A 25760-nucleotide genomic window follows, 5' to 3' on the forward strand; every position below is an offset into this window, starting at 1 on the left:
GGGGGAATGTTCCCGCGTCATCCCGGCCGGGCAGGCTCCCGCCGACAGGTCCGGCTCCTTAAATTTGCAAGGCCATGGCCTCCGATCAGGTAGCGCGACGCGTCTTCGTGGGTCTCATCCTCCTGTCCATCCTCCTCCTGTGCCTGGTCATCCGGCCCTTCGCGGAGGCGTTCTTCCTGGCGGCGGTGCTGGCGGGCACCTTCTACGGCCTGCACAGCCGGCTGCGGAAGCGGCTGCGCGGCCACGGCAACGTGTCCGCGGGCCTCATCGTCACCGGCATCCTGCTGGCGCTGCTGCTGCCCCTGGGCGGCCTCACCGCGTTCGTCGTCGCGGAGGTCTCCGAGGGCGCCCGCTTCGTGTCCCAGACCGTGCAGAAGGACGGCATGACGGGCCTGGTGGAGAAGCTGCCCAGCGGCGTCCGGGGCCCGGTGAGCAAGCTCATCGAACGGCTCCCCCTGGAGGAGGAGCAGATCGACCAGAAGCTCCAGGAGCAGGTGACCACCCAGGGCGGCACGGCCGCCAAGGCCGTCACGGGGGCGGTGGCCGCCACGGGCACGCTCGTCCTCCAGACGACGATGATGCTCATCGCGCTCTTCTTCTTCCTCACCGACGGCGCGCGGCTGGTGCAGTGGATCGAGAGCGTGTCCCCGCTGCGGCGCGGACAGACGCGGGAGCTGTTGCACGAGTTCAAGAACACCTCCGTGTCGGTGCTCGTCTCCACCGTGGCCACCGCGGGCGTCCAGGCGGCGGTCGCGCTCATCGGCTTCCTCATCGTGGGGGTGCCCGCGCCGCTGTTCTTCGCGGGCCTCACGTTCTTCCTCGCCCTCATCCCCGCCGTGGGCGCCGCGGTGGTGGTGCTCTTCGCCGCGGGCCTGATGTTCCTCAGCGGTCACCCGTGGGCGGCCCTCTTCCTGGCCATCTGGGGTGTCGTCGTCGTGGGGCTCGTGGACAACGTCGTCAAGCCGCTGCTCGCCCGGAAGGGCATGAACCAGCACGGAGCCATCGTCTTCTTCGCGCTGCTCGGCGGCCTGGCGGCGTTCGGCACGGTGGGCCTGCTGCTGGGGCCCCTCATCGTCGCCTTCTTCCTCTCCGTGGTGCGCATCTACGAGCGCGACTACGGCCGGCCCAACCCCCGGCTGGGCGACCCGGCCACCCCGGGTGGACCGGTGCAGCCGGGGACCCAGCGCGTCGTGCTCACCACGGAGTCCGGCGCGCCCCTGACGGAAGGTGACGCGCCGTCCAATCACTGACGGGCGGCTCGCGTCAGGGCGTGCCCTTCGCCGGCGCCGCTCCCTTCCTGGGAGTCGGCGCCGGAGCCGTTTCAGGCCCCAGCTCCCGGAACGCCTCGCGCACGGCGTCCGGAGAACCCGCCACCTTCGCGGCGACGCGGCGGGCCTCGGCGGGAGACAGCCGGCCCAGCAGGCTGCGCTCCAGGTGCTGATCCACGAAGGCCTGGGTGGTGTCCTCCTTCAGGTCCACCAGCTCCCCCTTGGCGTCCAGCACCGGCACCACGCGCGGAGAGTTGAGCAGCAGCACCGTGGGCACGTCCACGGCCTTCACCCGGCGGGCGACCTCGTCGCGCAGCTTCGGGTCGAAGTGGATGCCCTTCTCCTGCACCAGCGCGCGGATGCCCTCGTAGTCGCCGGTGGCCTTGATGACCATGAGCTTGGAGAGCAGCTCGCCCACGGCCTCGCGCATCCTGGCGTAGTCCGGCACCGTGAGGTACGTGCGGCCGTCCTGCGTCACCTGCTTCACCGCGCCCTTCTCCTCCAGGAACGTCACCGTCATGTGGTGGCCGCGCTGGTGGTCCTCCTCGAAGGCGTTGCCCTGCTCCACCCGGCGCAGGTTGGTGAGCCCCTCCACCAGGAAGTCGCGGTACATCTGCCGCGCGATGGCCTCGTGGTCCGGCGACAGCTCCGCGAGCGCCGGGTCGAACGCGTGCCACAGCGCGATCAGGTCCGCGCGCGCCTCCTCCAGCGTGTTGTCGTACTCCTTGAGGAACACGGACGGGGACTGGCCCTTCAGCTTCGGATCCACCTGGCCGGAGGCGTGGCCCAGCACCTCATGGAAGGCCACCAGCCACTTGCGCGCGGTGACGGAGTACTTGCGCGCCTCCTCGCGATCCTCCGCCGTGCGGGAGAACTCCAGCGCCAGGGGCAGCCGCGTCACGGCGGAGGCCGCGTCCATGACGTTGGTGATCATCACGCTCTTGCTGCCGTACTTCTCGCGGATGTGCTGCTCGTTGGGCAGGTTGATGCCCGCGGGCGGCTCCGGGTTGGACGTGATGAGGTTGATGGCCTTGGCGACGGGCAGCGCGACCTTCTTGCGGCGGTACTTCTCCGGCCACGGCAGCCGGTCCTCGAAGTACTGGGCCTTCTGGCCCATGAGTACCATGATCTGGTTCTCCTGCGTGTCGCGGTAGTTGACCAGGGCCTCCCACTGGCCCTTGTGGCCGCGCGGGTCGACGTACGTCTCGATGAAGCCCAGGTTGGCATCCACCTTCGGATCCACCTTGAGCCACGCGATGTTGTACGCGTCCCAGTCCTTCGGGCTGCCCGTCTGGAAGTAGCGCACCAGCTTGCCCAGCGCGGCCTTCTGCGTGGGCTCCGCGGACTTCATCGCCTCCTGGAGGTGTGCGATGACGCGCGAGAGCTCCTTCGCGTACAGGCCCGGCTTCACCTTGCCGTCCGGTGTGCCCGCGCGGAACACCTGCTCCACCAGCTTCCCGTCCTGCTTCACCACGCGCGAGTTGAGCGGGTACTTCTCCGTGAAGCCCACCAGGTCCTTCTCCGTCACGCCGGGGCCATAGGCGGTGTTGGAGGACGCGGTGAGGAGGTCCTGTCCCGGCGGCGGGGCCTTGGAGGTGAGCTGCGGCTCGAAGGCCGCGTCGAAGAGGGTGGGCTTCAGCTCCTGGAGCCAGGCCTGGAGCGCGGCGTCATCCTTCACGGACCAGGGCGCGCCGGCCTTGAGGGCTCGCGAGGCGCCCGCGGCCAGCTGCTCCGCGGTGAAGCCCGGGACGAACTTCTGGCCGGTGGTGCTGTCGTGGTTGCCGCCGTGTCCGTAGAAGCGCAGCAGGTAGTCCGCCAGCTTCGCGTCGAAGCCGGACGCGGCGCTCTGCGCGTCCCGGCCGAAGAGCCACACGCCCTCCAGCAGTTGCTTCGCGGGCACCAGCTTCCAGCCGAGCTGATCCAACGCGATGTCCTCGCCCGCGTGCGCCGCGAGCGTGAGCGACCACGCCACGCGCTTCTCCGCCAGGGACAGCTCCGCGATGCCCGGCGCGAACATCTGGGCGACGGCGGTGTTGCCGGAGCGGGCGCGCAGGAACTTCCCTCCGGGCACGGTGAGGGAGGGCTGCGCGGCCTGCGCGGGCCCGGCGTCGGGCGCCAGGGACTTCGGCGGGGTGGCGGGCGCGGCGGCGAGGACGGCGGCCAGCAGCAGGGGCTTCATGGCGGGCTCCAGGGAGACGTGACGGGACGTGGCTATCTCGCGCGCGAGGGGGACTCAAGCCGAGAGCCATCCCGAGCCACCGGGGCCGGACAGAGCAGGGCGGCGCACCCCGCAGGGAATGCGCGGAGGGCCGCCGGCTCGCGCAAGGATTGCGCCGGGCCCCCTCACGCGAGACGCCCCGCGCGTGCACGCATGCTGGCAGGCCCGCCGGTACGGGGCATGCAGTGTCGAAGGCCGGACAGGTCCCCGTACCTCTCTCCTTTCGAGCCAGCGCCCATGCCCTCTTCCTCGTCCCTGCCCCACGCGGTCCTGCTCGCCGCCCTCTTCGCCACGGGGTGCGCGGGCTCCGCGAGGGAGACGCGTGCGGATCCGGCCCTGCCGCTGCCGCCCCCGCCCACCTCGGTGGCGCTCACCGTGGGTTACGAGGAGGCCGTGAGGCTGGGGGCCGCGTACGCACGGAACCAGGGTCCGGCACTGGAACTGGTGATGGCGAAGCAGGGGGCCGCGTCCTGGTGGCTGCGCTACGCGTCGCCGGAGGGACACTCCCTGCTGGACCTGCGCGTGGATGGGCAGACGGCGGCGGTGGAGCCCATTCCCCTGCCGCCGCCCCGCGCTCACGCGGAGTGAGCCCGCCACAAAACAGAAGCCTTGCAGTCGCGGTCCCCTTTTTATGAAACGGGACGCGGTCCCCAGGTCCCTTGGAGGTTGCACTGGCGACGCTCATGATGGTGCTGCTCGGCGCGGTGGCTGTGATGGTGGCGATGATTGCCTATGCCGCGGGGTATCTCACCGCGAACGGGCTGGGTCGCCTGGTGTTGCTCGGAGGGCTGGCCCTGCTTCCGCTGGCCGTCAGCGGGGCCGGCGTCGCGGTGGGCGTGCGCGAGTCGAGCCAGACGCAGTTCTGCATGGGCTGTCACGAGATGGAGCCCTACGGGCAGAGCCTGTTCGTGGACAACCCCAACGCCCTGGCCGCGGTGCACTACCAGAAGCGGCTCATCAACCGCGACTCCACCTGCTTCTCCTGCCACACGGACTACGCGCTCTTCGGGGACGCGAAGGCCAAGCTCAACGGCTTGCGGCACGTCTGGGTCCATTACTTCGGGACCGTTCCCCCGGAGCCCCGGCTCTATCAGCCGTATCCCAATTACAACTGCCTCCACTGCCACAACGATGCGCGCGGGTACCTGGAGGGCGGGCCGCACCGGGAGCTCCAGGCGGAGCTCCAGAGCGGGGCACGTTCGTGTCTGACCTGCCACGACGTCGCGCATGACATGGAGGGCGTGAAGGCCCAGAACTTCTGGCTGCCGGAGCGACAGCATCCATGAGCCATGAGAAGCGCATCCGGGTGGCGGCCCTCTTCGTCCTGGCGGGGCTGCTCGTCCAATTGTTCGCACGCCTCGCGTGGTCCCCGCTGGCCTTCGTGGTGTCCACCGCGGTGGGCGTGCCGCTGGTCCTGCTGGGGGTCCTGCTCTACGTCATCACGGTCTGGCGGATCCTCAAGGAGCAGAAGGCCCTATGAGCGCCGCTCCCTCCCAGCGCACGGGGTGGTGGCGGGCCGGGCTCGTCCTCCTCCTGCTCCTCACGACGCCCATCTTCGCCGTGAACTCGCCGCAGGACGTCCGGCTGCCGCCGCTCAAGGAGCGCGCCGCTCCGGCTCCGGCCCTGTTCTCGCATTGGGGGCATGGCTCCATGCACTGCTACAGCTGCCACCCCGGCACCTTCCCGCAGGCCCCGCTGGGCTTCACGCATCAGGACATGCGCGAGGGCCGCTACTGTGGGCGCTGCCATGACGGACGGGCCGCCAGGGCCCAGACGTCCATGAACTGCGAGGCGTGCCATGCGCGCCGCTGAGCGGAAGGCCTGGACGCTGCTCGTCTGCGCGTGGGTGCTGGCCGTCCCCGGCGCCACGCGGGCGCAGTCGCAGGAGGAGAAGCGGCGGCAGCTCCAGGAGCGGCTGGGCATCAAGCCCGCGCCCCCCGGGCAGGCACCGGCGCCCGACGCGGGCGTCATCGAGCCGGGAGCGCCGTCGCCTGTCGTTCCGCAGGGCGCCGTCCGGAGCCCCGCCGCGCCACCGGCCCGGACGCCTTCCGCCGCGGTCCGGCCGCGCGTGCCGGACTTCGACGATGCCCGGCCCATCCTGGAAAAGGCGTGCGGGTCCTGCCACGGTCCTGAGGGCATGGCGTCCAGGTCCCGCTGGGTGCTGCGGGGTGAGCCGGGCGACTACGACGCCACCGTGCGTTTCGTGCAGCCCGCGACCGCCGCACAGAGCCCCCTGCTCAAGAAGGGCACCGGCACCTCGCTTCATGGAGGCAAGAAGGCCCTCGCGGTGGAGTCGGCGGAGTACGCGACGCTCCTGCGGTGGATTGAAGGGGGCGCTCCGCCCGGCCGGGCACGGGCGGGCACGTCCGCGCACGCCGCATCACGTCCGGAGCCCTCCGCGTCAGCGCAAGCCGGTGCGCCCTCCACTGCGCCTTCCGCGTCCACGCACCCGGGTTCGCCCACCCCGACGCCTTCCACGCCCGCGAGCTCCGGTGCGTCCTCGACGGCGCCTTCCGCGCCAGCACAAGCCGGTGCGCCCTCCGCGACGAACGCCACGGCCTCGCAAGCCGGCTCAGCCGCCACTGCGCCTGCCGACGCCGCGCACACGGGTTCGCCTGCCCCGACGGCTTCCGCGTCCAGCTCGGCGCCCACCACGTCCTCCGGAGCAGTCACGGCCGCGCAGCGCTTCGCGCCCCAGGTCCACGAGGCGCTGCTGGCGGACTGCTCCAGCTGTCATGCCTCCGACGGGATGGCCGGCGCCAGCCGCTACGTCACCCACACGGATCCAGACGCGCACCTGCGGTCGGTGACGCCCCTGGTGGTGCCCGGCGACGCCGCCAACAGCCTCCTGTACCAGCGCGCGAAGGGGGACTCGCATCCAGGCGGCGCGGTGTGGGAACCGGGCAGTGCGCAGCTCGCGCTCCTGGCCCGGTGGATTGACATGAGTGCGTCGGGCTCCGCGCCACCCGCCACGGCGAGCGCCGCCGTGCCCACGCCCTCCGCGCCCGCCCCGTCCAAGCCTCCCGTCCCGGCGGGCCCGCATCCGCATGCAGGCGTGCCGCTGGGGACCTTCCCGGTGCTCGGCTCGCTGAGCCTCAACGGGCGCTTCGACCTCAACTACGAGCGCGTCAACTACAACGACCATCCCTTCAAGTCGGAGGGTGAGAGCGCGCTGCGCAGCTATCACCACTTCCTCTTCCTCACGCGGCAGTCCGCGGAGGATCCGGTGACGCTCACCCTGGAGGTGCTGTCGTTGCAGTTCTGGGAGTTGGGCTACCGCGTCAGTGGCGAGTCCTGGCCGGTGAAGGTGTTCGCCAAGGGGGGCAAGGTGCTGGTGCCCTTTGGAGGGGATCCGCTCTTCCACCACAGCTACGGCGGACTCGCCGGCTTCGACCAGCGGGTGCTTCCCGTCGTGTTCGCCCGGGAGGGCCTCACCGTGAACGTGGAGCACCGGCTGGGGCCCCTCGCCCTCTCCGGCGACGCCTATGTCATCGCCGGCTACCGGTTGAAGCGCGCGGACGCGGTGCTCAACCTCCAGTCGGACCTGGCACCGCTGGAGGACACCCGACTGGGCGTCGGGGCGCGGCTGGGCGCGGCGTGGGGACCCATCAACCTCTGGTACTCGCCGTATTACAACTCACTGGGGTTCGGACGCCGCCTGTTCCTCCAGGCGCTGGACGTGGCGGTGTGGCGCCCGCGCGGGCTCCCGGTGCTGGAGCACTTCTCCCTGGGCGCCGGGCTGCTGCGCGCGGATGTCTCCGGAGGCGAGGCCGAGGGCTACGGCGGGCCGGGCGCGGACTACTACCACTTCGCCAGCTACCTCCAGCTGCGCTACCACCCCACGGACTGGCTCTACGTCCAGTACCGGCAGGGCCTGCGCACCTTCGGAAACCGGAGGGGGCTCATCCTGGATGAGAACGCGCTCACCCGGGAGGACGGCTCCAGCCACAACCTGGGCGTGGTGGCCCGGTGGCGCGGCCTGAGCGCCGGCCTCTACCAGTACTGGAACCTGGAGAAGACAGACGAAACGCCGGACGACTTCACCCGGCTGGTGGTGGCGTATGAGTTCTGATTCACGCATCCCGTCCCTCGCCGCGGTCCTCATGGCGGCGGTCGCGCTGCTCGTGGGCTGCGCGGACTTCGAGCGGGGCCCGGTCTCCGCCGACGCAGGGGTTCCTCCCGTCGATGGCGGCGGCGGGGATGGCGGCGGCGCCGTCTCCTTCGCGACCGACGTCCATCCGCTGCTCACCACCGGATGTCAGAGCTGCCATCGCAGCGGAGGGGCCGCGGGCTCCACCTCCTTCCTGCTGACGGGCGAGGCCGAAGCGGACTACGCGGCATCGAGCTCCCTGACGGACAGTTCCAATCCCTCCGCCAGCCGGCTGCTGCGCAAGGCCTCCGGCGCGGGCCACGGCGGCGGGACCATCTACGGGGCGGACACCCCGGAGTACCAGACCCTCCTGTCGTGGATCTCCGGAGGCGCTCAACCATGACGTCTTTCTTTGCCAGGAAGGCTCCGATGAAACGCTCCCCGCTGCTCCTGGTCGGACCGCTGCTGCTGGCCCTGGCGCTGAGTGCCTGCGCCAAACTGGAGACGCCCCACCCGGAAGTCATCACCGACGGTCCGCACTCGGTGCTCGTGGGCCAGACGCTTCAGCTCACCGCCACCACGCGCGAGGCCACCGACGACGGCTATCAATGGGAGAGCGAGAACCCGGCCATCGCCACCGTGGACGCCGCCGGACAGGTGACCGGTGTGGCCGCGGGCGAGACGGCCATCAAGGTCACCGGCACGATGTCCAGGCTGGAAGCGCGCCACGTGGTGGTGGTGATGGGCGCCCTCGCGGGCGACGCCGGCGTCGACCCCAGCCAGGTGCCCTACTTCCTCGCGTGGTCGGGCTCGCCGCATGCGGACACCACCGCCGAGGCCTTCTCCCACTGGAACAAGGACGGGCTCGTCCCCACCAGCTGCGCGCGGTGCCACAGCTCCGAGGGCTACATCGACTTCCTGGGCGGTGACGGCTCCACCGCGGGCAAGGTGGACGCCCCCGCCCCGACAGGGTCGGTGGTCCGCTGCGAGACGTGCCACGACAGCGCCGCCGCCAGCCTGACCTCGGTCACCTTCCCCTCGGGCAAGAAGGTCACCGGCCTGGGCCCGGAGGCCCGGTGCGTGGTGTGCCACCAGGGGCGCGCCTCCGGGAAGGACATCGACGCGCAGGTCGCGGACGCGGGCGTGGTGGGCGAGGACACGACCTCACCCGCCCTGGGCTTCACCAACATCCATTACTACCCCGCGGGCGCGACGCTCTTCGCCAACCAGGCCGCGGGCGGCTACCAGTACTCGGATCAGACCTACGACTCGCGCTTCCGCCACGTGCCGGGCTTCGACAAGTGCAACGAGTGCCATGAGCCGCACAGCACGCGCGTCCGGTGGGACGCCTGCGCCACCTGCCATCCCGGTGTGACGGACGTCACGAAGGCGTGGGACATCCGGCAGATGGCCTCGCGCAACCAGGACTACGACGGGGACAAGAACCGTACCGAGGGCGTCTATTACGAGATCCAGGGCCTGAGGGAGCGGCTGCTGGCCGCCATCCAGCGGTACGGTGCGGAGCGGGCCCAGCCCCTCTGCTACGGCAACACCCACCCCTACTGGTTCCGGGACACCGACGGGGACGGGACGTGTGGGCAGGCTGAATCCGTCGCCACCAACGCGTACGCCAGCTGGACCCCGCGCCTGCAGAAGGCGGCCTACAACTATCAACTCTCCCGTGTGGACCCGGGCGCGTTCGCGCACAACGCGAAGTACATCCTCCAGCTGCTGCATGACTCGACCCAGTCGATGAACAAGGGGCTGAGCGTCCCCTTCGACATGTCCCTGCTGGTGCGCAACGACCCGGGCCACTTCAACGGCGCCAGCAAGGCGGCGCGCAACTGGGACTCGGGCGAGAGCGTCCAGGCCAGCTGCTCGCGCTGTCACAGCGGCGCGCAGGGCTACCGCTTCTTCGTCCAGTACGGCGTGGGACAGCAGGTGCCGGAAACCGCGAATGGCCTGGAGTGCTCCACCTGCCATGAGAACTTCGAGCCGGACTACGACGTCTTCGTCCCCGCCCAGACGTGGCTGCCGGACGGCAAGACGGTGAACCTGCCGGGCCAGGACAACCTCTGCGCCAACTGCCACATCGGCCGCGCGTCCAAGGCCACCATCGACACGGCGCTGGCGGCGGGGGGCACGCCGCGCTTCCAGAACGTGCACTACCTGCCGGCCGCGGGGACGCGCGAGGGAACGCTGGTCCGCATTGGCTACGAGTACCCCAACAAGACCTACGCCGGCCGGCTCACGCACATGGGCGGCGTGCAGTGCACCAGCTGCCACGTCCCCGGCAAGAGCAACCACACCTTCCGCATCCAGGACGTGTGGGGCGAGCGCTGCAAGACGTGCCACGCGGACCAGACCGCGGCCGAGCAGCTCCGGGTCGTCCACGTGTCGGACTACGACGGCGACGGAAACACGACGGAGACCCTGAAGGCGGAGGTGGAAGGAATGGCCGCCCGCCTGCTGACCGCGATGCGCGGGGTGACAGGCAATGGCCTCTGCTACAACGGCGACGTCAACCCGTACTTCTTCAAGGACACGGACAAGGACGGCACCTGCGGCGCCACCGAGTCCGTCTCCGCCAACGCGTTCGCGCCCTTCACGCCGGCGCTCGTGAAGGCAGCGCACAACTACCAGTTGAGCAAGAAGGACCCGGGCGCCTGGGCCCACAACTTCAACTACGTGGGACAGCTCCTCTACGACAGCGTGGAGGACCTCACCGGGGCGGCCCCCTTGAACATGCTTCGGCCTTGAGGGTGGAATCCGCGCGGAAGCATCGTCGCGCACCGGGGCAGGCCCGGTGAGCGACGGTCGCCGAGGAACGCGGACCGATGATGCCCTTCTTGCTCTTCCAGCCCTCCCACGCGGCACGCATTGGCCGTTGGGCCTTGCTCGTCCCCCTGCTCGCCCTGCTGGGTGGACCGGTCGCATGTGGTGACGACCCGGACGAGCCGCGTCCCGATGGCGGCTCCCAGACCGTGGACGCGGGCACTGACATCGACGCGGGCACTGACATCGACGCGGGCACGGACGCAGGCACGGAGGCCGACGCGGGCACCGATGCGGGCACGGTGGCGTGCACCCCGAGCGGTTGGGTCGACACGCCTCCGGACCTGAGCGTCATCCAGGACCCGTCGCTGGACCTCAAGGTCCGGCTGCAGGCCATCCCGGGCCTGACCGTGACCGAGGAGCGGACCAGCGGTGTCCCCGTGGGCTACCGGTTCTTCGTCATGAAGTACAACCAGCCGGCGGATCACGCCCACCCGGAGTGCCAGCGCTTCGAGCAGGTCGTCACGCTGCTGCACAAGGCGGACACCAGCCCGATGGTGCTCTACACCAGCGGATACAACGTCTCCACCGGGGTCGGCCGCTCGGAGCCCCAGCAGCTCCTGACCGCGAACCAGCTCTCCGTGGAGCATCGCTTCTTCAGGTCCAGCACCCCGTCCCCCGCGGACTGGAGCCACCTGACCATCCGCCAGTCCGCGGATGACTTCCACCGCCTCACCCAGGCACTCAAGTCCATCTACACCGGCAAGTGGGTGTCCACCGGTGGCAGCAAGGGCGGCGAGACGGTGGTGTTCTTCCGCCGCTTCCACCCGGACGACGTGGACGCCACCGTGGCGTACGTGGCGCCCATCGCGAAGCGCAACGACGAGCGCTTCGTGACGTTCCAGGACGGCGTCGGCGGTGACGCGCAGGCCGCCTGCCGCGAGCGGCTGTGGGCCTTCCAGCGCGAGGTGCTCTCGCGCCGGGAGAACATGCTGAAGCTCCTGAAGGACTACGCGGTGGACCAGAACGCGACGTACTCGCAGCTCGGCTTCGAGCTGGCGCTGGAGCACGGCGCCATCGAGACCTACTTCGCCTTCTGGCAGTACGACGTCGCCTCGCGCTGCGTGCAGAACATCCCCGACACCACCGCGACGGACCAGCAGCTGTTCGACGCGATGGACCGGCAGGTCGGCATGAACTCCTTCGCGGACGAGGGCCTCAAGAACTACGCCGCCTACTACCACCAGGCCGCGACGGAGCTGGGCTGGCCCCAGCCGTACGACAAGCACCTGGGCGCGCTCATCCACTTCCCGGACACCGACACCGGCGAGGTGTACTCGCCGCCTGGCATCCCGTTCGTGTTCCGTCCGCAGGCCATGCCGGACGTGCAGGACTGGGTGTCCACGCAGGGGCAGCGCCTGATGTTCATCTACGGCAGCCACGACCCCTGGACCGCGGCGGCCTACACGCTGGGCAACGCGCAGGACTCCTACCTGTACTCGGTGGCGGGCGGGAACCACGGCTCGCGCATCAGCCAGCTCCCGGCGGCCCAGCAGGCCGAGGCGAAGGCCACCCTCAACCGCTGGATGGGCCTGTCCCCCGCGCTGAAGCGCGCTCCGAAGTACGTGCCGTCCGAGGAGCCGCCCGTCTTCGGGCCCCACGTGCCGCCCCGCCTGCGCGAGGCGTCGCGGAACTAGTCCGACAGTCGGACAGGTTTCAGCGGCCCATCTTGTACGGCCCGCCCCGCTCCAGCGCGCGCTGGTACGCGGGGCGCGCGTGGAGCCGGTCGAGGTAGGCCGTGAGGTTCGGAAGGTCCCCGAGCAGCCGGAAGGACTTCGCGGCCTCCAGCACGAAGCTGAGCTGGATGTCCGCGCCCGTCAGCGACGGGCCCACCAGGTACTCGCGGCCCTGGAGCACGCCCTCCAGGTAGCCCAGGTGGTTGCTCAGCTCGGAGTCGATGCGCGGCTTGATGGGCGCCGCGGCATCCCCCAGCCGCTTCACGTAGAGCAGCTGCACGATGGGCAGCATCGCGGAGCCCTCCGCGTAGTGCAGGAAGTGCGTGTACGCGTCCAGGTCCTCCGGCGCGGGCGTGAGCCGGCCCTGGCCGTACTTGCGAACCAGTGTCTCGATGATGGCGCCGGACTCCGCCAGCACGCGGCCCGAGTCCTCCACCAGCGGCGACTTGCCCAGCGGATGGATGGCCTTGAGCTCCGGCGGGGCGAACCCCGTCTTCGGGTCGCGCTCGTAGCGGACGACCTCGTAGTCGAGCCCCAGCTCCTCCAGGAGCCAGAGGATGCGCTGCGAGCGGGATTCGGAGAGGTGGTGGACCTTCAGCATGGGGTGTGGGCTCCTCGCGTCCGGTGGCGGGACGGCGACGGGGCACACTCTCCCAGGTCGCTCCTCCGGACCAGCGAAGTCCGGAGGAGCGGTGTTCAGCACTAGAACGCGGTGCCGCTGGCGCGCTTACCGGGCGAGCTGCTCAGGCTGGACACGCCCGTGTGCAGCACGAAGCCGCCCGACGACGACGCATCCGGGCTGCGGTTGGCGGACACGCCGTCCGTGCCCGAGAGCGCCGAGGCGAAGGTCGCCGTGTCCACCGCCGTGCCCGTGCTGTTCTTCAGCGTGACGGTGTCACCGCTGTTGCCCAGGCCCAGCGTGCCGGAGGACGCGGCCACCGCGCCCGTCGTGCCGGAGGGGATGCCGGACGCGCCGCCGAACACCACCACCGCCTTGCCCGCCGCCACGGACGTGCCGCTGGCGAAGGTGTGGCGCACGCCCGTGCTGTCGGACACCGTCCAGCCGCTCAGGTCCACCGCCGCGGTGCCGCTGTTCACCAGCTCCACGAACTCGCCGTTCACGTCCGAGCCCGGCTCGTTGAGCAGCACCTCGTTGATGAACACGTTGCCCGTGCCGCCCGTGCCGCCCGTGGTGATGGTGAAGGCCGCGTTGGACAGGTCGGTGACCGTGGCGTTGCTCGCGTCGCTCACCCGCACCCACGCGTTGGTGCTGGCGCTGGAGGGCACCGTCCACGCCACGCTGCCGCCGGACGCCCCCGTGCTCGACGTGAGGGTCGTCCAAGAGGCGCCGTCCAGCGAGTACTCCACCTTCACGTTGGACACGCCGGAGGAGCTCCAGGTGATGGTGCGCGCCGAGCCGGCCGTCCAGCTCTCACCGCCGTTGGGCGACAGCACCGTCACGGCGGAGGCCGTCGTGCCGTCCCCGGGGATGAGGAAGTCCTTGATGACGCCCATGTGCTGCATGCCGGACGCCCCGCTGTCACCCGACAGCGCCGGGGAGATGTCGGACAGGGGCGAGTACACGCGCGTGTCCACCACCAGGCCGTTGGCGAAGGTGCTGGAGCCCATCACGACGGACGTCTGGTAGGCGCGCAGGTCGCTGTCCACCAGCACGTGGTCGTACGGCGAGCTGCGGCCCGCGTTGGTGTTGGTGTTGCCGTTCTTGTCCGCCGGGTACGGCGACGCCGTGGACACCACGCTGGAGAAGGTGCCGAAGCACGCCTCACCGCGGCTGCCGGTGTTGAAGTCGCCGCCAATCACCAGGTAGTCGCTGGCGGGCACGTTGGCGTTGATGAACTTCACCAGGTTGGAGGCCTCCGTGTTGCGGACGCTGGAGCCGGAGGTCAACAGGTGCACGCTGATGGCCCACAGGTCCTTGGGGCCCGGGATGTCGATGCGCGCCCACGCGAAGTCGCGGTTGGACACCTGCGTGTCGTCCCACTCACCGGCCGCGATGATGGGGTAGCGGCTGATGATGCCGTTGGGAATCTGCGCGCCGGCCTCGCGATAGTACGAGAAGCCCGTGCCGAAGGCGGTGTCCACGAAGGCGCGGATGTCCGCCGCGGAGTCCGTGCCGTAGTTGAACTCCTGGATCATCACGACGTCCGCGTCGGTGCCCTGGAAGATGCGGATGCCGTGGCCCGGGTTGTAGTCCTGCCCCGTGCCGCTGGTGATGTTCGCCGCCATCAGGCGCAGCCGCACGTTCGCCAGCGAGTCCTCGCGCGCCACGAGCCGCGGCGCCACCGTCTCCGCGTCCGCCTCCACGGAGCCACCGCACGCGCTGAGCGCCGCGCACACCAGCGTGAAGGACCACGTACGCCAGGAGACAACAGGACGCCGGAAGAGGTCTTGTTTCAGGCTCACGATGTTTCACCCTGCTCCCGGCGAACCCGGGAGCCATAGAGGTTCAAGGACGTCACGGCAGCGCCGCGGACGCAGTATTCCGCGTACACGACGCCACCGCCGTTTATCCGTCACATTCCTTGAAACGTTGCGTGAGCGGCGCATCCCGTCCTCCGGGCGCGCGCAATGTTACGCATTGTTACATCGCGGCCGTGGTGGACAGCGCCACGAAGGCGTAGCGCAGACCCTTGCCCAGGGTGACGAAGACGACGAAGGGCAAGGGGCGCACGCCCACGAAGCCGCCCGCGAGCACGAATGCGTCCCCCAGGATGGGCAGCCACGCCATGAGCAATGCGGGCGCACCCCAGGTGCGGAGGTTCGCTTCGACCCGCGCCATGCGTGGGCCTTCCTTCTCCCGGCGTCGCGCCACCCAGCGGCCCAGGGCGCCGCCACCGCCACGCGACACCCACTGGCCCAGGATGTAGAGCGTCACCGCGCCCAGCACGTTGCCCACGGTGGCGACGACGGTGGCCGTCACCGGCGGCGTGCCGTTGTAGATGAGGGCGGCGAGCATCGCCTCGGAGGGCACCGGCACCACGGAGCCCGCCATCATGGCGACGAAGAACATCCCGGGGAGACCCCAGGTGGACAGGGTGGACGGCTCGGCGGGCATGGGCGGCATGGGCCATACACCCGGTCCGGGGCGCGCGTCTCGTCCTGCGTCCAGGCTCCCTTGCTCGCCACCCTGTCCCCCGGGGCGTGGGGCTGTCCGGCGACGGGGGCCTCCCGGTGGCACGGGTTGTAGGCGCGGGTGGGGGTCCCCATCGTCCCCGGCATGCGACGCTCGACGCGCGAACGGTCAGGCATGCGGTCCATCGACACCGAGGACGAGCGGATCGCCTCCCTGCTCGTCGCGGAGCCTCCGGCGCTGCACTTCGAGGGCTCCCGGGACCTGGTGGTGCGGCTGCGCGACGGGCGCAGCTTCGTGCTCAGCGTGATGACCCTGGAGGCGCTGGAGGCGCGGCTGGGCAGTGCGCCGTCCTACGTGGCCCCCGGCATCGTCCTGGTTCGCCGGCTGTCGGATGGCGCCCTGCTGCACGCGGTGCGCTCCGCGATGGACCAGGGCCTGGAGCGGTTCGGCACGCTCCAGCCGCCCATCGAGGAGTAGGCGGGTGCTACAGGCCGGGCTCACGGTGGGAAACGGACGCCGCATCGCGGCGCGCGCGTGACTTCCTCCGGGAAGCGGGGCGCCGTGATTATGCTGCCCGCCCGATGGATGAACCCGGCCTGCAATATCCCGGAGAAGCCCTGCGCAGCTGGCTGCGCCAGTTCGCCAAGACACCGCTGGCCGAGCCGACGCTGAAGCTGCTGGTCGTCCTGGCGGACACGGTGTTCTTCGCGAGCCTGGGCCGGGAGGAAGGCGAAGCCACGCGCGTGCGCATCGCCTACCACGCGCAGGGGTTGCAGGGCCTGCAGGCGGTGCGGGAGACCGTCTACGTCGGAGGCCAGAAGGGCAAGCGGCAGGCGTGGGAGACGCTGCCCCTGGAGCCCAAGTCGAGCATCACCGACTTCAGCGTGGAGGCGCTGGTGAAGCTGGCGCCCGCGGCGCACCTGCCGCGCACGGCGGTGGTGGTGGGGCCGCGCGAGGGCAAGCTGCGCATCCAGGGACTGGCGCGGCGGGTGGAGTACACGGAGTTCCACGCCGAGGGCGAGGAGGACGTCTTCATCCTCCACGCGCCGGAGCCGGGCCACCTGGTGGTGAGCACGCAGGGGCGCGAGGTGTTCCGCTACGAGCAGGGCGCGCCGGTGCCGCCGGGCCGCCGCGTGGCGCTGCACGACCTGCTCTTCCACGAGGACAGCGCGGTGCGCGCGGCGCTGATGGAGATGTGCTCCACGCTGGTGGAGTCCCTGCCGAAGGTGCAGCCTCTGATGGGCGGCAACCGCGAGTGGTACGTGTCCAACGCGGTCCAGGGGCTCATCCGGAAGATGGCGGGCCTGCACCACGGAGGGCTCATCGCGCTGTTGCCCAAGCAGCACGACGTGGAGCGCTTCCGCACGCGAGGCAAGTACGTGTTGCCGCCGGAGCAGGGCTCGCTCCTGCGTCAGCGGTTGCAGCGCTTCGTGCAGGCGCGCGCGGACCTCATCAACGGCGCGTGGCAGGCGGAGGCCGGGAAGGCGGCGGAGGAGGAAGAGGACCCGGAGCTGAAGAAGGCCGCCGCCGAGCACGACGACAAGGCGACGGAGAGCGACTTCCAGGCGCTGGTGGAGAGCATCGGGCAGTTCACCGCGGTGGACAACGCGCTGGTGCTGGGGCCGGAGCTGGAGGTGCTCTGCGCGGGGTATCAGATCGCCATCCCGCGAAGCGGCCCACCGCAGGTCTTCGAGGCGCGCACGCTCCAGGGAAGGCCCGGGCCGCACTACCCCATCAGCCAGCACGGCTCACGCCACCGCGCCGCGGCCGTCTTCGCCAACCAGCACTCCGGCGCCATCGTCTTCGTGGCGTCCCAGGACGGGCCGCTTCGCTGCCTGCACCGGCCGCCGGGCAAGAAGAAGGTGCTGCTCTGGAGCCTCCTGCTGACGGAGGACTGAGATGAAGCGGCTGGGCTGGGCGCTGCTGTTGGGATTGTTCGTGTCAGGCTGCGCGACGACGCGGGTCGTGCGGCTGGAGACTGACGACGGAGAGCGGGTCGTCGTCACGCCCCGGGAGGACGCGTCCTCTTCCGAGGCACGGCTGGAGGTGGAGGAGTTCGGGGACGCCGTGAGGACGCTCGCGCGGGACGTGCGGCCGTTCTCGCATCCGCTGCGGGACGCCCGGGCGTTGTTCGGCCTGCCGGAGCGAAGCGGCCTCTTCGGCTTCCAGGAACGGACTCGGCGGATCATCCCGTTGGGCGAGGACGAGGCACGGGACCTGCGTCTGATGGATGCGTCGGACGACCTGACCCGCGGCTACAAGCAGTGGTGCGGCCAGAGGCGCGAACAGGCGGGGGACTGCCTGCGCTTGCTGGACGAAGGGCCATTGCTGGGAAGCGATGGCCGCTATGCGCTAGCGATGGCCATTGCGATGGATTCGGTCTGGCGCGAGACGGCGGAAGCCCTGGAGGGCATGGCGAGTCCCCAGGCCGTCATGGCCACGATGACCTCCACCGTGACGATGTACCTGTTGCTCTGGGCCATGCCGGAGCCGGTGTCCAAGGGGCTCGCCGCCTTGCTCACCGCCACGGCGATTGCGTACCTGGGCGTGGACACGGTGTGGCGCATCCTCGACGGGTGGATGACGCTGGTGCGCCACGTGGACCGGGCGACCACGTTCGTCCAGGTGCGTGACGCGGGCGAGGTCTACGGAGCGGTGCTGGGCAAGAACGCAGCGCGGGTCTTCGTGATGCTGACGGCCGCGGCGCTGGGCAATACGGCGGGGCTCGCGATGAAGGCCCCGACCCTGCCGGGGTCCGCGCAAGCAGCGGTCGCGGTGGAGACACAGGCGGGCCTCCAGTACATGTCGCTCGGAGGCGTGCGCTCCGTGGCAATGACGGCCGAGGGCTTCACCATCGCCCTCGCGCCCAACGCGGTGGCCATGTCATCGCGCCCCGGGAAGCCTCAGCGTCATCACCTGGCCACGATTCGCAACGAGAAGTCCGCGAAAAATGGCGGCCCGTGGACCCCACTCTTCCGGCGCATCTTCAAGCGAGCCGGTATGGAGTTGAAGGATCCGGAGAACATCGTCGAGGTCCCAGGCCACCGGGGGCCTCATCCCGCCGAGTACCATCAACTCGTCTATGACAGGTTGAGGCAGGCTACTTCCGAGTGCCGCAGCGTGGAGGCATGCCGCGAAGCCCTGACGGGCGTCCTCAAGATCCTCGCCGAGCAAGCCAAGACGCGAGGTACGGAACTCAACCGATTGCTGATCCGAGGCCCATGACAGCTCGCTACTTCCGATTGTCAGAAGACGTCTACGCTCCGGGACGCTGGTACCTGGGTGATCCCGTCAATGAAGTCTCCGTGGAGGTCGAAGACCCATGGATGTTCAGCGCGGGGAGGCCCATCCAGGCCCCTGGCTCCCTTCGATTTCCCATCGACGAGCTTGGAAAGCCGCTGGACTACTCAGAAGCGGGCATCGGAGGCACGCCCATCATTCACGTCAAGCTGGCCACCGTCTTCGCGGAGCTTGCACCCGATGACGTCCAGCTCTTCGCAGTGGACATCCCAGGCCACCCTGAGCAGTTCAGCATGCTCGTGGCCACCCGGCTGATCCGCTGCATCGACGACAAGGCCTCCCGGGAAGTGGAGTACTGGGATCCCATCAAGCATCAACAGCCCGAGAAGGCAGGCCAGTACGCCTCCGTCGCGGGAATGCGAATCGATCCATCGAAAGTGGGCGGAGCCAAGGTCTTCCGCACCTGGGGTTGGAAGGTCGCCCTCATCGTCTCCGAGGACCTGAAGACAGCGCTGGAGCGCACCGGCGGCACCGGCATGTCCTTCACGGAGGTGTGATTCGCGCCCCCAAGCTGGCGGGTGCTCTCAAGGAGCTTGCTTAAGAAGCCAATACTCCAGGCACCGTGCTCAACAAGCTGCTGATCTCTCGTCCGGGACGTTGAGACACCCCATGACTGATCGTTTCTTCGAGCTGGATGGCCACCCTCAGGATGGCTACTGGTATTTGGATGATCCTGCGGACAAGAACGGAGTGGAAGTCGACAGTCCCTGGGTCTTCAGAGCAGGCAAGCCTGTCGAAATAACGGGGCCCCTTCAGATTCCCATAATGGAGCCAGGGAGGCGTCGAGACTTCTCAATGGCAGGGTTGAGCGTGGCCCCCGTCATTCACGTCAAGCTCGCCAACATCCTGTTGGAGCACGCGGCGGATGACGTGCAACTCATCCCCGTTACCATCCCGAAGCATCCTGATCAGTACGCACTCCTGGTCGCCACGAAGCTCATCCGTTGCATCGACGAGCAGGCATCGGAGGGGGTTCGATTCTTTGGGCCCGAGCACGGTCAGCCCTGGCGGATCGGTGAGTACCTCTCCGTGGACATCATGCGCATCGACAAGTCGAAGGTGGGGAACGCGAAGATCTTCCGCCCATGGGGCTGGAATGTCGCCCTCGTCGTCTCCGAGGACCTGAAGACCGCGCTGGAGCGCACGGGCGCCACCGGCATGTCCTTCACGGAGGTGTAGCTGGAAGCCGGCGAAGCAGGCTCCTGGTACAACATCCAGATTGTCATGGTACAATCCGGACCATGTCCCGCTCCAATTGGAAGCCCCGCATGAAGCGCTCAGAGGGTCCCCTCTATGGGGCGCTCGTGGATGCGCTGGCCGCGGACATCAGCGCGGGGAAGTTGCGAGCGGGAGACCGGCTGCCCACGCATCGGGAACTGGCCAGCACGCTGGGGGCGTCTCTGGGCACCGTGACCCGGGCCTATGCGGAAGCAGAGCGGCGAGGTCTCATCTGGAGCCAGGTGGGCAATGGGACGTTCGTGCGCGACCTGCGGGAGGGTGACCGGTACTCGCCCCAGCTTGACCGGACGCGCATCGACCTGGGGCCCACGGCGGTGCCCATCGTGCCCGGGGACGTGGGACATCTGGCGTTCGCCGCCGCGCTTCGGCGGCTGGGCGAGCGCGCGGACCTGGGCGCGCTCAGTGGCTATCAGGCCCATGCGGGCACTGGCACGCAGCGCGCGGCGGGGGTTCGCTGGTTGGAGCTCGCGGGGGTCCCGGCCACCAACGAAGAGGTCCTCGTGTGCAGCGGGGCCCAGCACGCGACCCTGATGGTCCTGTCCCTGCTCGCGAACCCGGGCGGCCTGCTGGTGGAGGATCTCACCTATCCGGGCGTCCTCGCCGCGGCGGAACTCCTCCGGCTGCCCATGCATCCGGTGGCGCTCGATGCGGAAGGGCTGATTCCCGAGGCGCTCGCGGAGGCGTGCCGGAGGACCCAGGCTCGGGTGCTCTACTGCACCCCCACGAACCACAACCCGACCACCACCGTCATGCCCCTGAAACGGAGGCAGGCGCTGGTCGACGTCTGCCGGGAGTTCGACGTCACCCTCATCGAGAACGGCACGCTCGCGCCACTCGTAGCGAAGGCACCCGCGCCCCTGGCCGCCCTGGCCCCGGAACGGACGTATCACCTGACGAGCCTGTCCAAGGCCGTCCTGCCCGCGCTGCGCGTCGGCTACATCCGGGCGCCAGTCCATGCACGGCTGTCATTGGAGCAGGCCGCCGCGGCGACGGTCTGGTCCGGGTCGCCCCTGTTGCATGAGCTGGCCACGCAATGGGTGACGGACGGCACCGCCGAGTCCCTCCGCGACGCGCGCCGGGCCGAAGCCGCTGCCCGCCAGTCCCTGGCCGCGAAGGCGCTGAAGGGCCATCCCTACGTCGCGCACGCCAGCGCGTACTTCCTGTGGATGCCCATTCCCGAGCATCGCCGCGCCACGGGCCTGGTCGAGGAGGCCGCCGCGCGCGACGTGCTGCTCGGCCCGGCGCACCTGTTCTCCGCCCGGCCGGGCCAGGCCCCCAATGCGCTCCGCGTATCGCTGGGCGCGGCCGGCTCGCGCGAGGAGCTGGAGCGGGGCCTGAAGACGCTGGCCGAACTGCTCGCTGCCCCCGCACCCCGCCGACTGGCCTGACGTTTCCATCTCCTCCTTCCTGGAGCGTGCCCATGACGTCTTCCCTTCCCCGCCGTGGTGGACTCCTGTCGCGTGCGCGCATCGCGCTGCTCCTCGCGGGGCTCGCCCTCCCCTGGAGGACAGCGGCGGGAGCGGAGGCCGGTGACACGCTCCAGGCGCGGCTCGACTTCTCCCAGGCTTCGCTGCGCTGGCCCGACCGGATCCGGGACACCCTGACGCCGCCCCGGTGGCTGCCCGAGGGCGAACGGTTCGTGTACTGGTCCAGTGTCGAGCCCCATCGCGACACCTGGGTCCTGGTGGATGCGCAGCGGCGCACCCAGCAGCCCCTGTTGGACTCGGAGTCGCTGCGCTCCCAGCTCACGCAGCGGCTCGGCAAGCCGGTAACGTTGCCTCCGTTCATGCCGTTCACGTTCAGCACCGATGCGAAGGCCCTCGTCTTCAGCCTCCAGGGCCGCGCGTTCTCCTTGGGCCTCACCGACAAGCGTCTCGTGGCGCTCGAGCCCTCGCACCCGGTCGCGCTGTCGCTCGTGCGCGGCAACGTCCTGTCACCGGACGGTGGGGCGGTCGCGGTGCAGCGGGACACGGGGTTCGCGGTGGTGGACGCGAAGGGCGCGGCCCGCGTGGAGCGCACCGGCACGGAGGACGCACCGTGGCGGCTGCCCGAAGCGGCGTGGTCCCCCCAGGGCCGGTTCGTGGCGGTCTGGCGCGACGACATGCGCGGCATGCACCGGCTCCCGCTGGTCGACTACAGCACCCCGCTGGAGAAGGTGGAGTGGGCGCCCTACGCCAAGGCGGGCACACCGCTGATGCGCTCGGAGCTGCACTTCGTCACGGTGGAGACAGGGCAGGTGGCGCCCGCGCCGGGTGACGCAACGGAGGGCTACGACTGGTTCGCGGGCTGGCGTCCGGACGGCAGTGAAGCGCTGGTGCTCCAGCTCTCCCGGGATGGCAAGCGGCTGGACCTGATGGCGGTGGAGCCAGCGACGGGCAAGCGCCGCCGCGTGGTGCGGGAAGAGCGCAAGGACACCTTCGTGGGAGCGCTGGACTTCGTGGTGGGCGGCTGGGCCCAGCAGGTGAAGCCGCTGCCGGACAACCAGCACTTCCTCTGGATGTCCGAGCGCGATGGCTGGCGCCACGTCTACCTGTATGACTATTCCGGCAAGCTCGTGCGCCAGCTCACCCGGGGCGCGTTTCCGGTCCACGCGGTGGTGGGCATCGCGCCGAAGTCGGACGCCTTCTTCGTGCTCGCCTCCGCGGAGTCCGGTGCGCCCTATGACCGGTCGGTGTATCGGGTGCCGATGACGGGCGGAGCGCTGAAGCGGCTGTCGCCGGAGCCCGGCATGCACCGGCCCGTGCTGTCGCCGTCCACGCGGTTCTTCGTGGATGGGCACTCCACGCGCGAGCAGCCCCGGGTCTGGGACGTGACGCCCACGGATGGACGCCCGTCCTTCCGCTACGCGAAGGCGGACACGAGCGCCCTGGCGGAGCTGCACTACACGCCGCCGGAGGGCATCACGGTCAAGGCCGCGGACGGCGTCACGCCCCTGTACGGCGTGCTCTACAAGCCCTGGAACTTCGACCCGAAGAAGCGCTACCCGGTCATCGACGTCATCTACGCGGGGCCGTTCACGACGGTGGTGCCCTGGAGCTACGTGGGCCCGTACGAGTCGGTCATCGCGCATTCACTGGCACAGCTCGGGTTCATCACGATGGTGCTGGACGCGCGAGGGACGCCGGGGCGGAGCAAGGCGTTCCAGGACGTGAACTACGGCCGCGTGGGCCAGACGGAAATTCCGGATCACGTCGCGGCCCTGAAGCAGGCGGCCGCGAGCCGGCCCTACATGGACCTGGAGCGCGTGGGCATCCATGGCCATTCCTGGGGAGGCTACTTCGCGCTGCGCGGCATGCTCACGGCGCCGGAGTTCTTCAAGGCAGGCTACGCGGGAGCACCGGGAGCCCTGACGGAAGAAGCCGTCATCAACGAGCCCAACATGGGCCTGCTGTCGGACAACCCCAAGGGCTACGCGGCCGGCTCCAACGAGGCCCTGGCGGACAAGCTCCAGGGAGCGCTCAAGCTGATGCACGGCACGAGCGACGTGAACGCCTCCCTGTCCACGACGATGCGGATGGCCCAGGCGCTGATCCGCGCGAACAAGCCCTTCGACCTGCTGCTCATGCCCGGCGAGGGACACGGCCCCGAGGGCCGCTACTACCCGGACGACGTGCGCCGGTTCTTCCTGCGGGAGCTGGGCGATCCCAAGTGAAGGGGCCAGGCCCCCTCACCCCTCGCGAGGGACGTTGCCCTCCAGGCCGGGCCCCGCCACCGCCATGCCCAGCGCGGCCACCGCCGTGAGCCCCGCGGCGATGGCGAACTGCGTGGCGAAGTGGCCTCGCGCCAGCGACAGCGCCGCCACCGCCAGGGAGCCGCCCAGCAGGCGCATCGAATAGAGTGTGCTCGTCACGATGCCCCGGTACTGCCACGGCGCCCGGGACTGCGGCCCCAGCAGCGAGCTGCTCGCCGCCGGGCCCACGCCCATGCCCACCAGCGCCAGCGCCGCGAACGTGGCGGGAATCCCCCAGCCTCGCAGCGCCGCCACCGACAGCAGCGCCGCGCCCGTCGCAGCGAGCGTGAACCCCAGCCCCACGCTCGCGCGCATCCCGCCGCGCACCAGCACCTTCACGCCGAAGGTGGACCCCACGGACCAACCCAGCAGCATCGGCACCAGCGCCAGCCCCGCGCCGATGGGCGAATGCCCACCCTGCTCCGTCATCCACAGCGGCACCCACGCGGACATCGTGTACAGCAGCGCGCCCGCGAACAGCCCGCCCGCGATGCCGCTCACCACCGTCCGGTCCCGCACCAGCACACCCGGCAGCAGCGGCGCGGACGTCCGCTTCTGCTGCCACACGAACAACGTTATCCCCACCACCGCGCCCAGCGCGCACACGCCCCGCGCCTGCGCCGCGCCCGGCTCCAGTGCGAAGAGCAGCAGCGCCACCGTGCTCCCCGCCAGCACCGGCCCCCAGGTCTCCAGCGTCGTCCCCTCGTGCCGGGGCGGGTCGCGGTAGGACAGGTGCAACAGCAGCGCGGACAGCACGCCCACGGGCAGGTTCACCAGGAACACCCACCGCCACGACGCGTGCATCACCAGCCAGCCGCCAATCAGCGGGCCCAGCGCGTTCGCCGCGCCCCACGCGCCGGTGAAGAGGCCCTGGATGGCCGCCCGCTCGCGCAGCGTGTAGAGGTCCGCGCTGATGGTCAGCGTCGTGGGCTGCAACGCCCCCGCGCCCAGCCCCTGCATCACCCGGAAGCCCACCAGCGCCGGCACCGACGTGGCCAGGCCGCACAGCGCGGACCCCAGCAGGAACAGCCCCATCCCCGCGAAGAACACCGGCTTGCGCCCCAGCCGGTCCGCCAGCTTTCCGCTCACCAGCACGCCCACCGTCGAGGCGAAGAGGAACGCGGAGAACACCCACGAGTAGAGCGCGTCTCCGCCCAGCTCCCGGGTGATGGTGGGCATGGCGCTCGTCACCACCGTGCCCTCGAAGGCGCTGACCACCAGGGCCAGCAGCACCGCCCCCGTGGCCACCCGCCGCGCCCCACCCGGCCGCATCCGGCTGCCCGCTTCCACCGTCACACCGCTTCCATCCATGCCCCCTTCCATACGCCCGGGAGGGCCATGCGGAAACCGCATCTTCGGCATAGGCTCCTTGCGGACTCCGCATGACCTCCGAACAGCTCCGAGCCTTCCTGCAGGTCGCCCGCGAGGGGCGCGTCTCCACCGCCGCGAAGGGCCTGGGCCTCTCCCAGTCCGGCCTGTCCCGGCAGCTCCAGGCGCTGGAGGCGGAGGTGGGTGCCCGCCTCCTGGTGCGCACGCCCTCCGGTGCCGTCCTCACCGACGCGGGGGAGCGCTTCCTCCCGCACGCCACCCGCGCACTGGAGGCCATGGCGTCGGGCCGGGCGGAGCTGGAGCGCCTGGCCGGCACACCTCGAGGTCCCGTGGTGCTGGGCGTCCTGCCCACGGTGGGCGCCTTCCTCGCTCCAGACCTGATGGCCGCCTTCGTCCCCGCCCACCCGGAGGTGCGGCCCCGGCTGGTCCAGGACCACGCGCCCGTGCTGGAGGAAGGCGTGGCACGGGGCACGCTCGACCTGGCCATCCTCACGATGCCCGTGCGCCGGGTGGACCTGGTCGCGCAGCGGCTGTGGGACGAGCCCCTGGTGCTCGCGGTGCCCCGGGGTCACCGGCTGACGCGGCTGGGGCGGCCGGTGGCCATCCAGGAGCTGACGGAGGAGACCTGGGTCCGCATCCCCAACATGGTCGGAACCCGAGCGGTGGAAGCGGCGTGCGAGGCGCGCGGCGTGACGCCGAAGGTGGCGCTGGAGACGGACACCGCCGAAGCGCTGGGGCGCATGGTGGAGCGCGGGCTGGGCCTGGCGCTCGTGCCCCGCCTCATGGCGAAGGACGCTCCCGCCCACGGCTTCGACGTGGTGGCGCTCGTCCGGGGCAGTCCGCGCAGACAGGTGGCGCTCGTGCATCGCGGGCAGGGCTCGCTCACCGCCGCGGCGCGCGTGCTCAAGGACGCCATCACGGACCTGGTGAAACAACAGGTGACCCGCTGACAGCCGAGCCGCCGCTGGACTAGGAGGGCCC

The 25760-nt window shown here is 70.3% G+C and carries 22 protein-coding genes; 17 read left to right on the plus strand and 5 right to left on the minus strand.

Annotated elements, in window-relative coordinates; all coding sequences use genetic code 11:
- Positions 1–74: 74 nt before the first annotated feature.
- Positions 75–1250, plus strand: coding sequence for an AI-2E family transporter (locus JYK02_RS13900; protein ID WP_207051409.1), 1176 nt, complete (start codon positions 75–77; stop codon positions 1248–1250).
- Positions 1251–1263: 13 nt separating this feature from the next.
- Here the strand turns inward: JYK02_RS13900 and JYK02_RS13905 are convergent, their stop codons facing one another.
- On the minus strand, positions 1264–3447 hold the full coding sequence (locus tag JYK02_RS13905) for a dipeptidyl-peptidase 3 family protein (protein WP_207051410.1): 2184 nt from the start codon (positions 3445–3447) through the stop codon (positions 1264–1266).
- A gap of 276 nt (positions 3448–3723) precedes the next feature.
- On the opposite strand from JYK02_RS13905, the gene JYK02_RS13910 reads away from it, so the two are divergent.
- The 8 genes from JYK02_RS13910 (at position 3724) to JYK02_RS13945 (ending at position 12048) form a co-directional block, all read left to right on the plus strand.
- Positions 3724–4074 carry a hypothetical protein gene (locus JYK02_RS13910; protein WP_207051411.1) on the plus strand — a complete coding sequence of 117 codons (351 nt, stop codon included), beginning with the start codon at positions 3724–3726 and terminating at the stop codon, positions 4072–4074.
- 95 nt (positions 4075–4169) lie between these two features.
- On the plus strand, positions 4170–4772 hold the full coding sequence (locus JYK02_RS13915; protein WP_207051412.1) for a NapC/NirT family cytochrome c: 603 nt from the start codon (positions 4170–4172) through the stop codon (positions 4770–4772).
- On the plus strand, positions 4769–4966 hold the full coding sequence (locus JYK02_RS13920; protein WP_207051413.1) for a hypothetical protein: 198 nt from the start codon (positions 4769–4771) through the stop codon (positions 4964–4966). Before JYK02_RS13915 ends, JYK02_RS13920 begins: the two co-directional genes overlap by 4 nt.
- Entirely contained in the window at positions 4963–5298 is a 336-nt protein-coding gene (locus JYK02_RS13925) for a c(7)-type cytochrome triheme domain-containing protein (RefSeq protein ID WP_207051414.1), read from the plus strand. Before JYK02_RS13920 ends, JYK02_RS13925 begins: the two co-directional genes overlap by 4 nt.
- Positions 5285–7558, plus strand: a complete 2274-nt coding sequence (locus JYK02_RS13930) for a hypothetical protein (RefSeq protein WP_207051415.1) — start codon at positions 5285–5287, stop codon at positions 7556–7558. Before JYK02_RS13925 ends, JYK02_RS13930 begins: the two co-directional genes overlap by 14 nt.
- Positions 7548–7979 carry a hypothetical protein gene (locus tag JYK02_RS13935; RefSeq protein WP_207051416.1) on the plus strand — a complete coding sequence of 144 codons (432 nt, stop codon included), beginning with the start codon at positions 7548–7550 and terminating at the stop codon, positions 7977–7979. Before JYK02_RS13930 ends, JYK02_RS13935 begins: the two co-directional genes overlap by 11 nt.
- 26 nt (positions 7980–8005) lie before the next feature.
- Entirely contained in the window at positions 8006–10336 is a 2331-nt protein-coding gene (locus JYK02_RS13940) for an Ig-like domain-containing protein (protein ID WP_207051417.1), read from the plus strand.
- A gap of 77 nt (positions 10337–10413) precedes the next feature.
- Entirely contained in the window at positions 10414–12048 is a 1635-nt protein-coding gene (locus JYK02_RS13945) for a S28 family serine protease (RefSeq protein WP_207051418.1), read from the plus strand.
- 19 nt (positions 12049–12067) lie between these two features.
- Here the strand turns inward: JYK02_RS13945 and JYK02_RS13950 are convergent, their stop codons facing one another.
- From JYK02_RS13950 to JYK02_RS13960, 3 genes are all read right to left on the minus strand, one after another.
- Positions 12068–12688 (minus strand): glutathione S-transferase family protein, encoded by a 621-nt coding sequence (locus tag JYK02_RS13950; protein WP_207051419.1) that lies wholly within the window; start codon positions 12686–12688, stop codon positions 12068–12070.
- A 101-nt stretch (positions 12689–12789) separates the two neighbouring features.
- Positions 12790–14511, minus strand: a complete 1722-nt coding sequence (locus JYK02_RS13955) for a lamin tail domain-containing protein (RefSeq protein WP_207051420.1) — start codon at positions 14509–14511, stop codon at positions 12790–12792.
- A 178-nt stretch (positions 14512–14689) separates the two neighbouring features.
- Entirely contained in the window at positions 14690–15163 is a 474-nt protein-coding gene (locus tag JYK02_RS13960) for a YqaA family protein (protein ID WP_207055117.1), read from the minus strand.
- 192 nt (positions 15164–15355) lie between these two features.
- Between JYK02_RS13960 and JYK02_RS13965 the strand changes: the two genes are divergently transcribed.
- The 7 genes from JYK02_RS13965 (at position 15356) to JYK02_RS13995 (ending at position 23372) form a co-directional block, all read left to right on the plus strand.
- Positions 15356–15658: a hypothetical protein gene (locus JYK02_RS13965; RefSeq protein ID WP_207051421.1), complete on the plus strand. Its 303-nt coding sequence runs from the start codon at positions 15356–15358 to the stop codon at positions 15656–15658.
- Positions 15659–15762: 104 nt separating this feature from the next.
- On the plus strand, positions 15763–17079 hold the full coding sequence (locus tag JYK02_RS13970; RefSeq protein ID WP_207051422.1) for a putative sensor domain DACNV-containing protein: 1317 nt from the start codon (positions 15763–15765) through the stop codon (positions 17077–17079).
- Between the two features lies 1 nt (position 17080).
- Entirely contained in the window at positions 17081–18406 is a 1326-nt protein-coding gene (sitA5, locus tag JYK02_RS13975; protein ID WP_207051423.1) for an AHH domain-containing protein, read from the plus strand.
- Entirely contained in the window at positions 18403–18978 is a 576-nt protein-coding gene (locus JYK02_RS13980; RefSeq protein WP_207051424.1) for an imm11 family protein, read from the plus strand. The genes sitA5 and JYK02_RS13980 overlap by 4 nt, the downstream gene beginning before the upstream one ends.
- Before the next feature lie 313 nt (positions 18979–19291).
- Positions 19292–19660: an imm11 family protein gene (locus JYK02_RS40755; protein WP_347402493.1), complete on the plus strand. Its 369-nt coding sequence runs from the start codon at positions 19292–19294 to the stop codon at positions 19658–19660.
- An 89-nt stretch (positions 19661–19749) separates the two neighbouring features.
- Positions 19750–21108 carry a PLP-dependent aminotransferase family protein gene (locus tag JYK02_RS13990; RefSeq protein WP_207051426.1) on the plus strand — a complete coding sequence of 453 codons (1359 nt, stop codon included), beginning with the start codon at positions 19750–19752 and terminating at the stop codon, positions 21106–21108.
- 32 nt (positions 21109–21140) lie between these two features.
- On the plus strand, positions 21141–23372 hold the full coding sequence (locus JYK02_RS13995; protein WP_207051427.1) for a S9 family peptidase: 2232 nt from the start codon (positions 21141–21143) through the stop codon (positions 23370–23372).
- Between the two features lie 15 nt (positions 23373–23387).
- On the opposite strand, the gene JYK02_RS14000 is transcribed toward JYK02_RS13995, so the two are convergent.
- Positions 23388–24761, minus strand: a complete 1374-nt coding sequence (locus JYK02_RS14000; RefSeq protein WP_207051428.1) for an MFS transporter — start codon at positions 24759–24761, stop codon at positions 23388–23390.
- 71 nt (positions 24762–24832) lie between these two features.
- Between JYK02_RS14000 and JYK02_RS14005 the strand changes: the two genes are divergently transcribed.
- A complete protein-coding gene (locus tag JYK02_RS14005; protein WP_207051429.1) occupies positions 24833–25729 on the plus strand; it encodes a LysR family transcriptional regulator in 897 nt (298 codons plus the stop codon).
- Positions 25730–25760 lie beyond the last annotated feature (31 nt).

The organism is Corallococcus macrosporus (genome assembly GCF_017302985.1).
GTDB lineage: Bacteria > Myxococcota > Myxococcia > Myxococcales > Myxococcaceae > Corallococcus > Corallococcus macrosporus_A.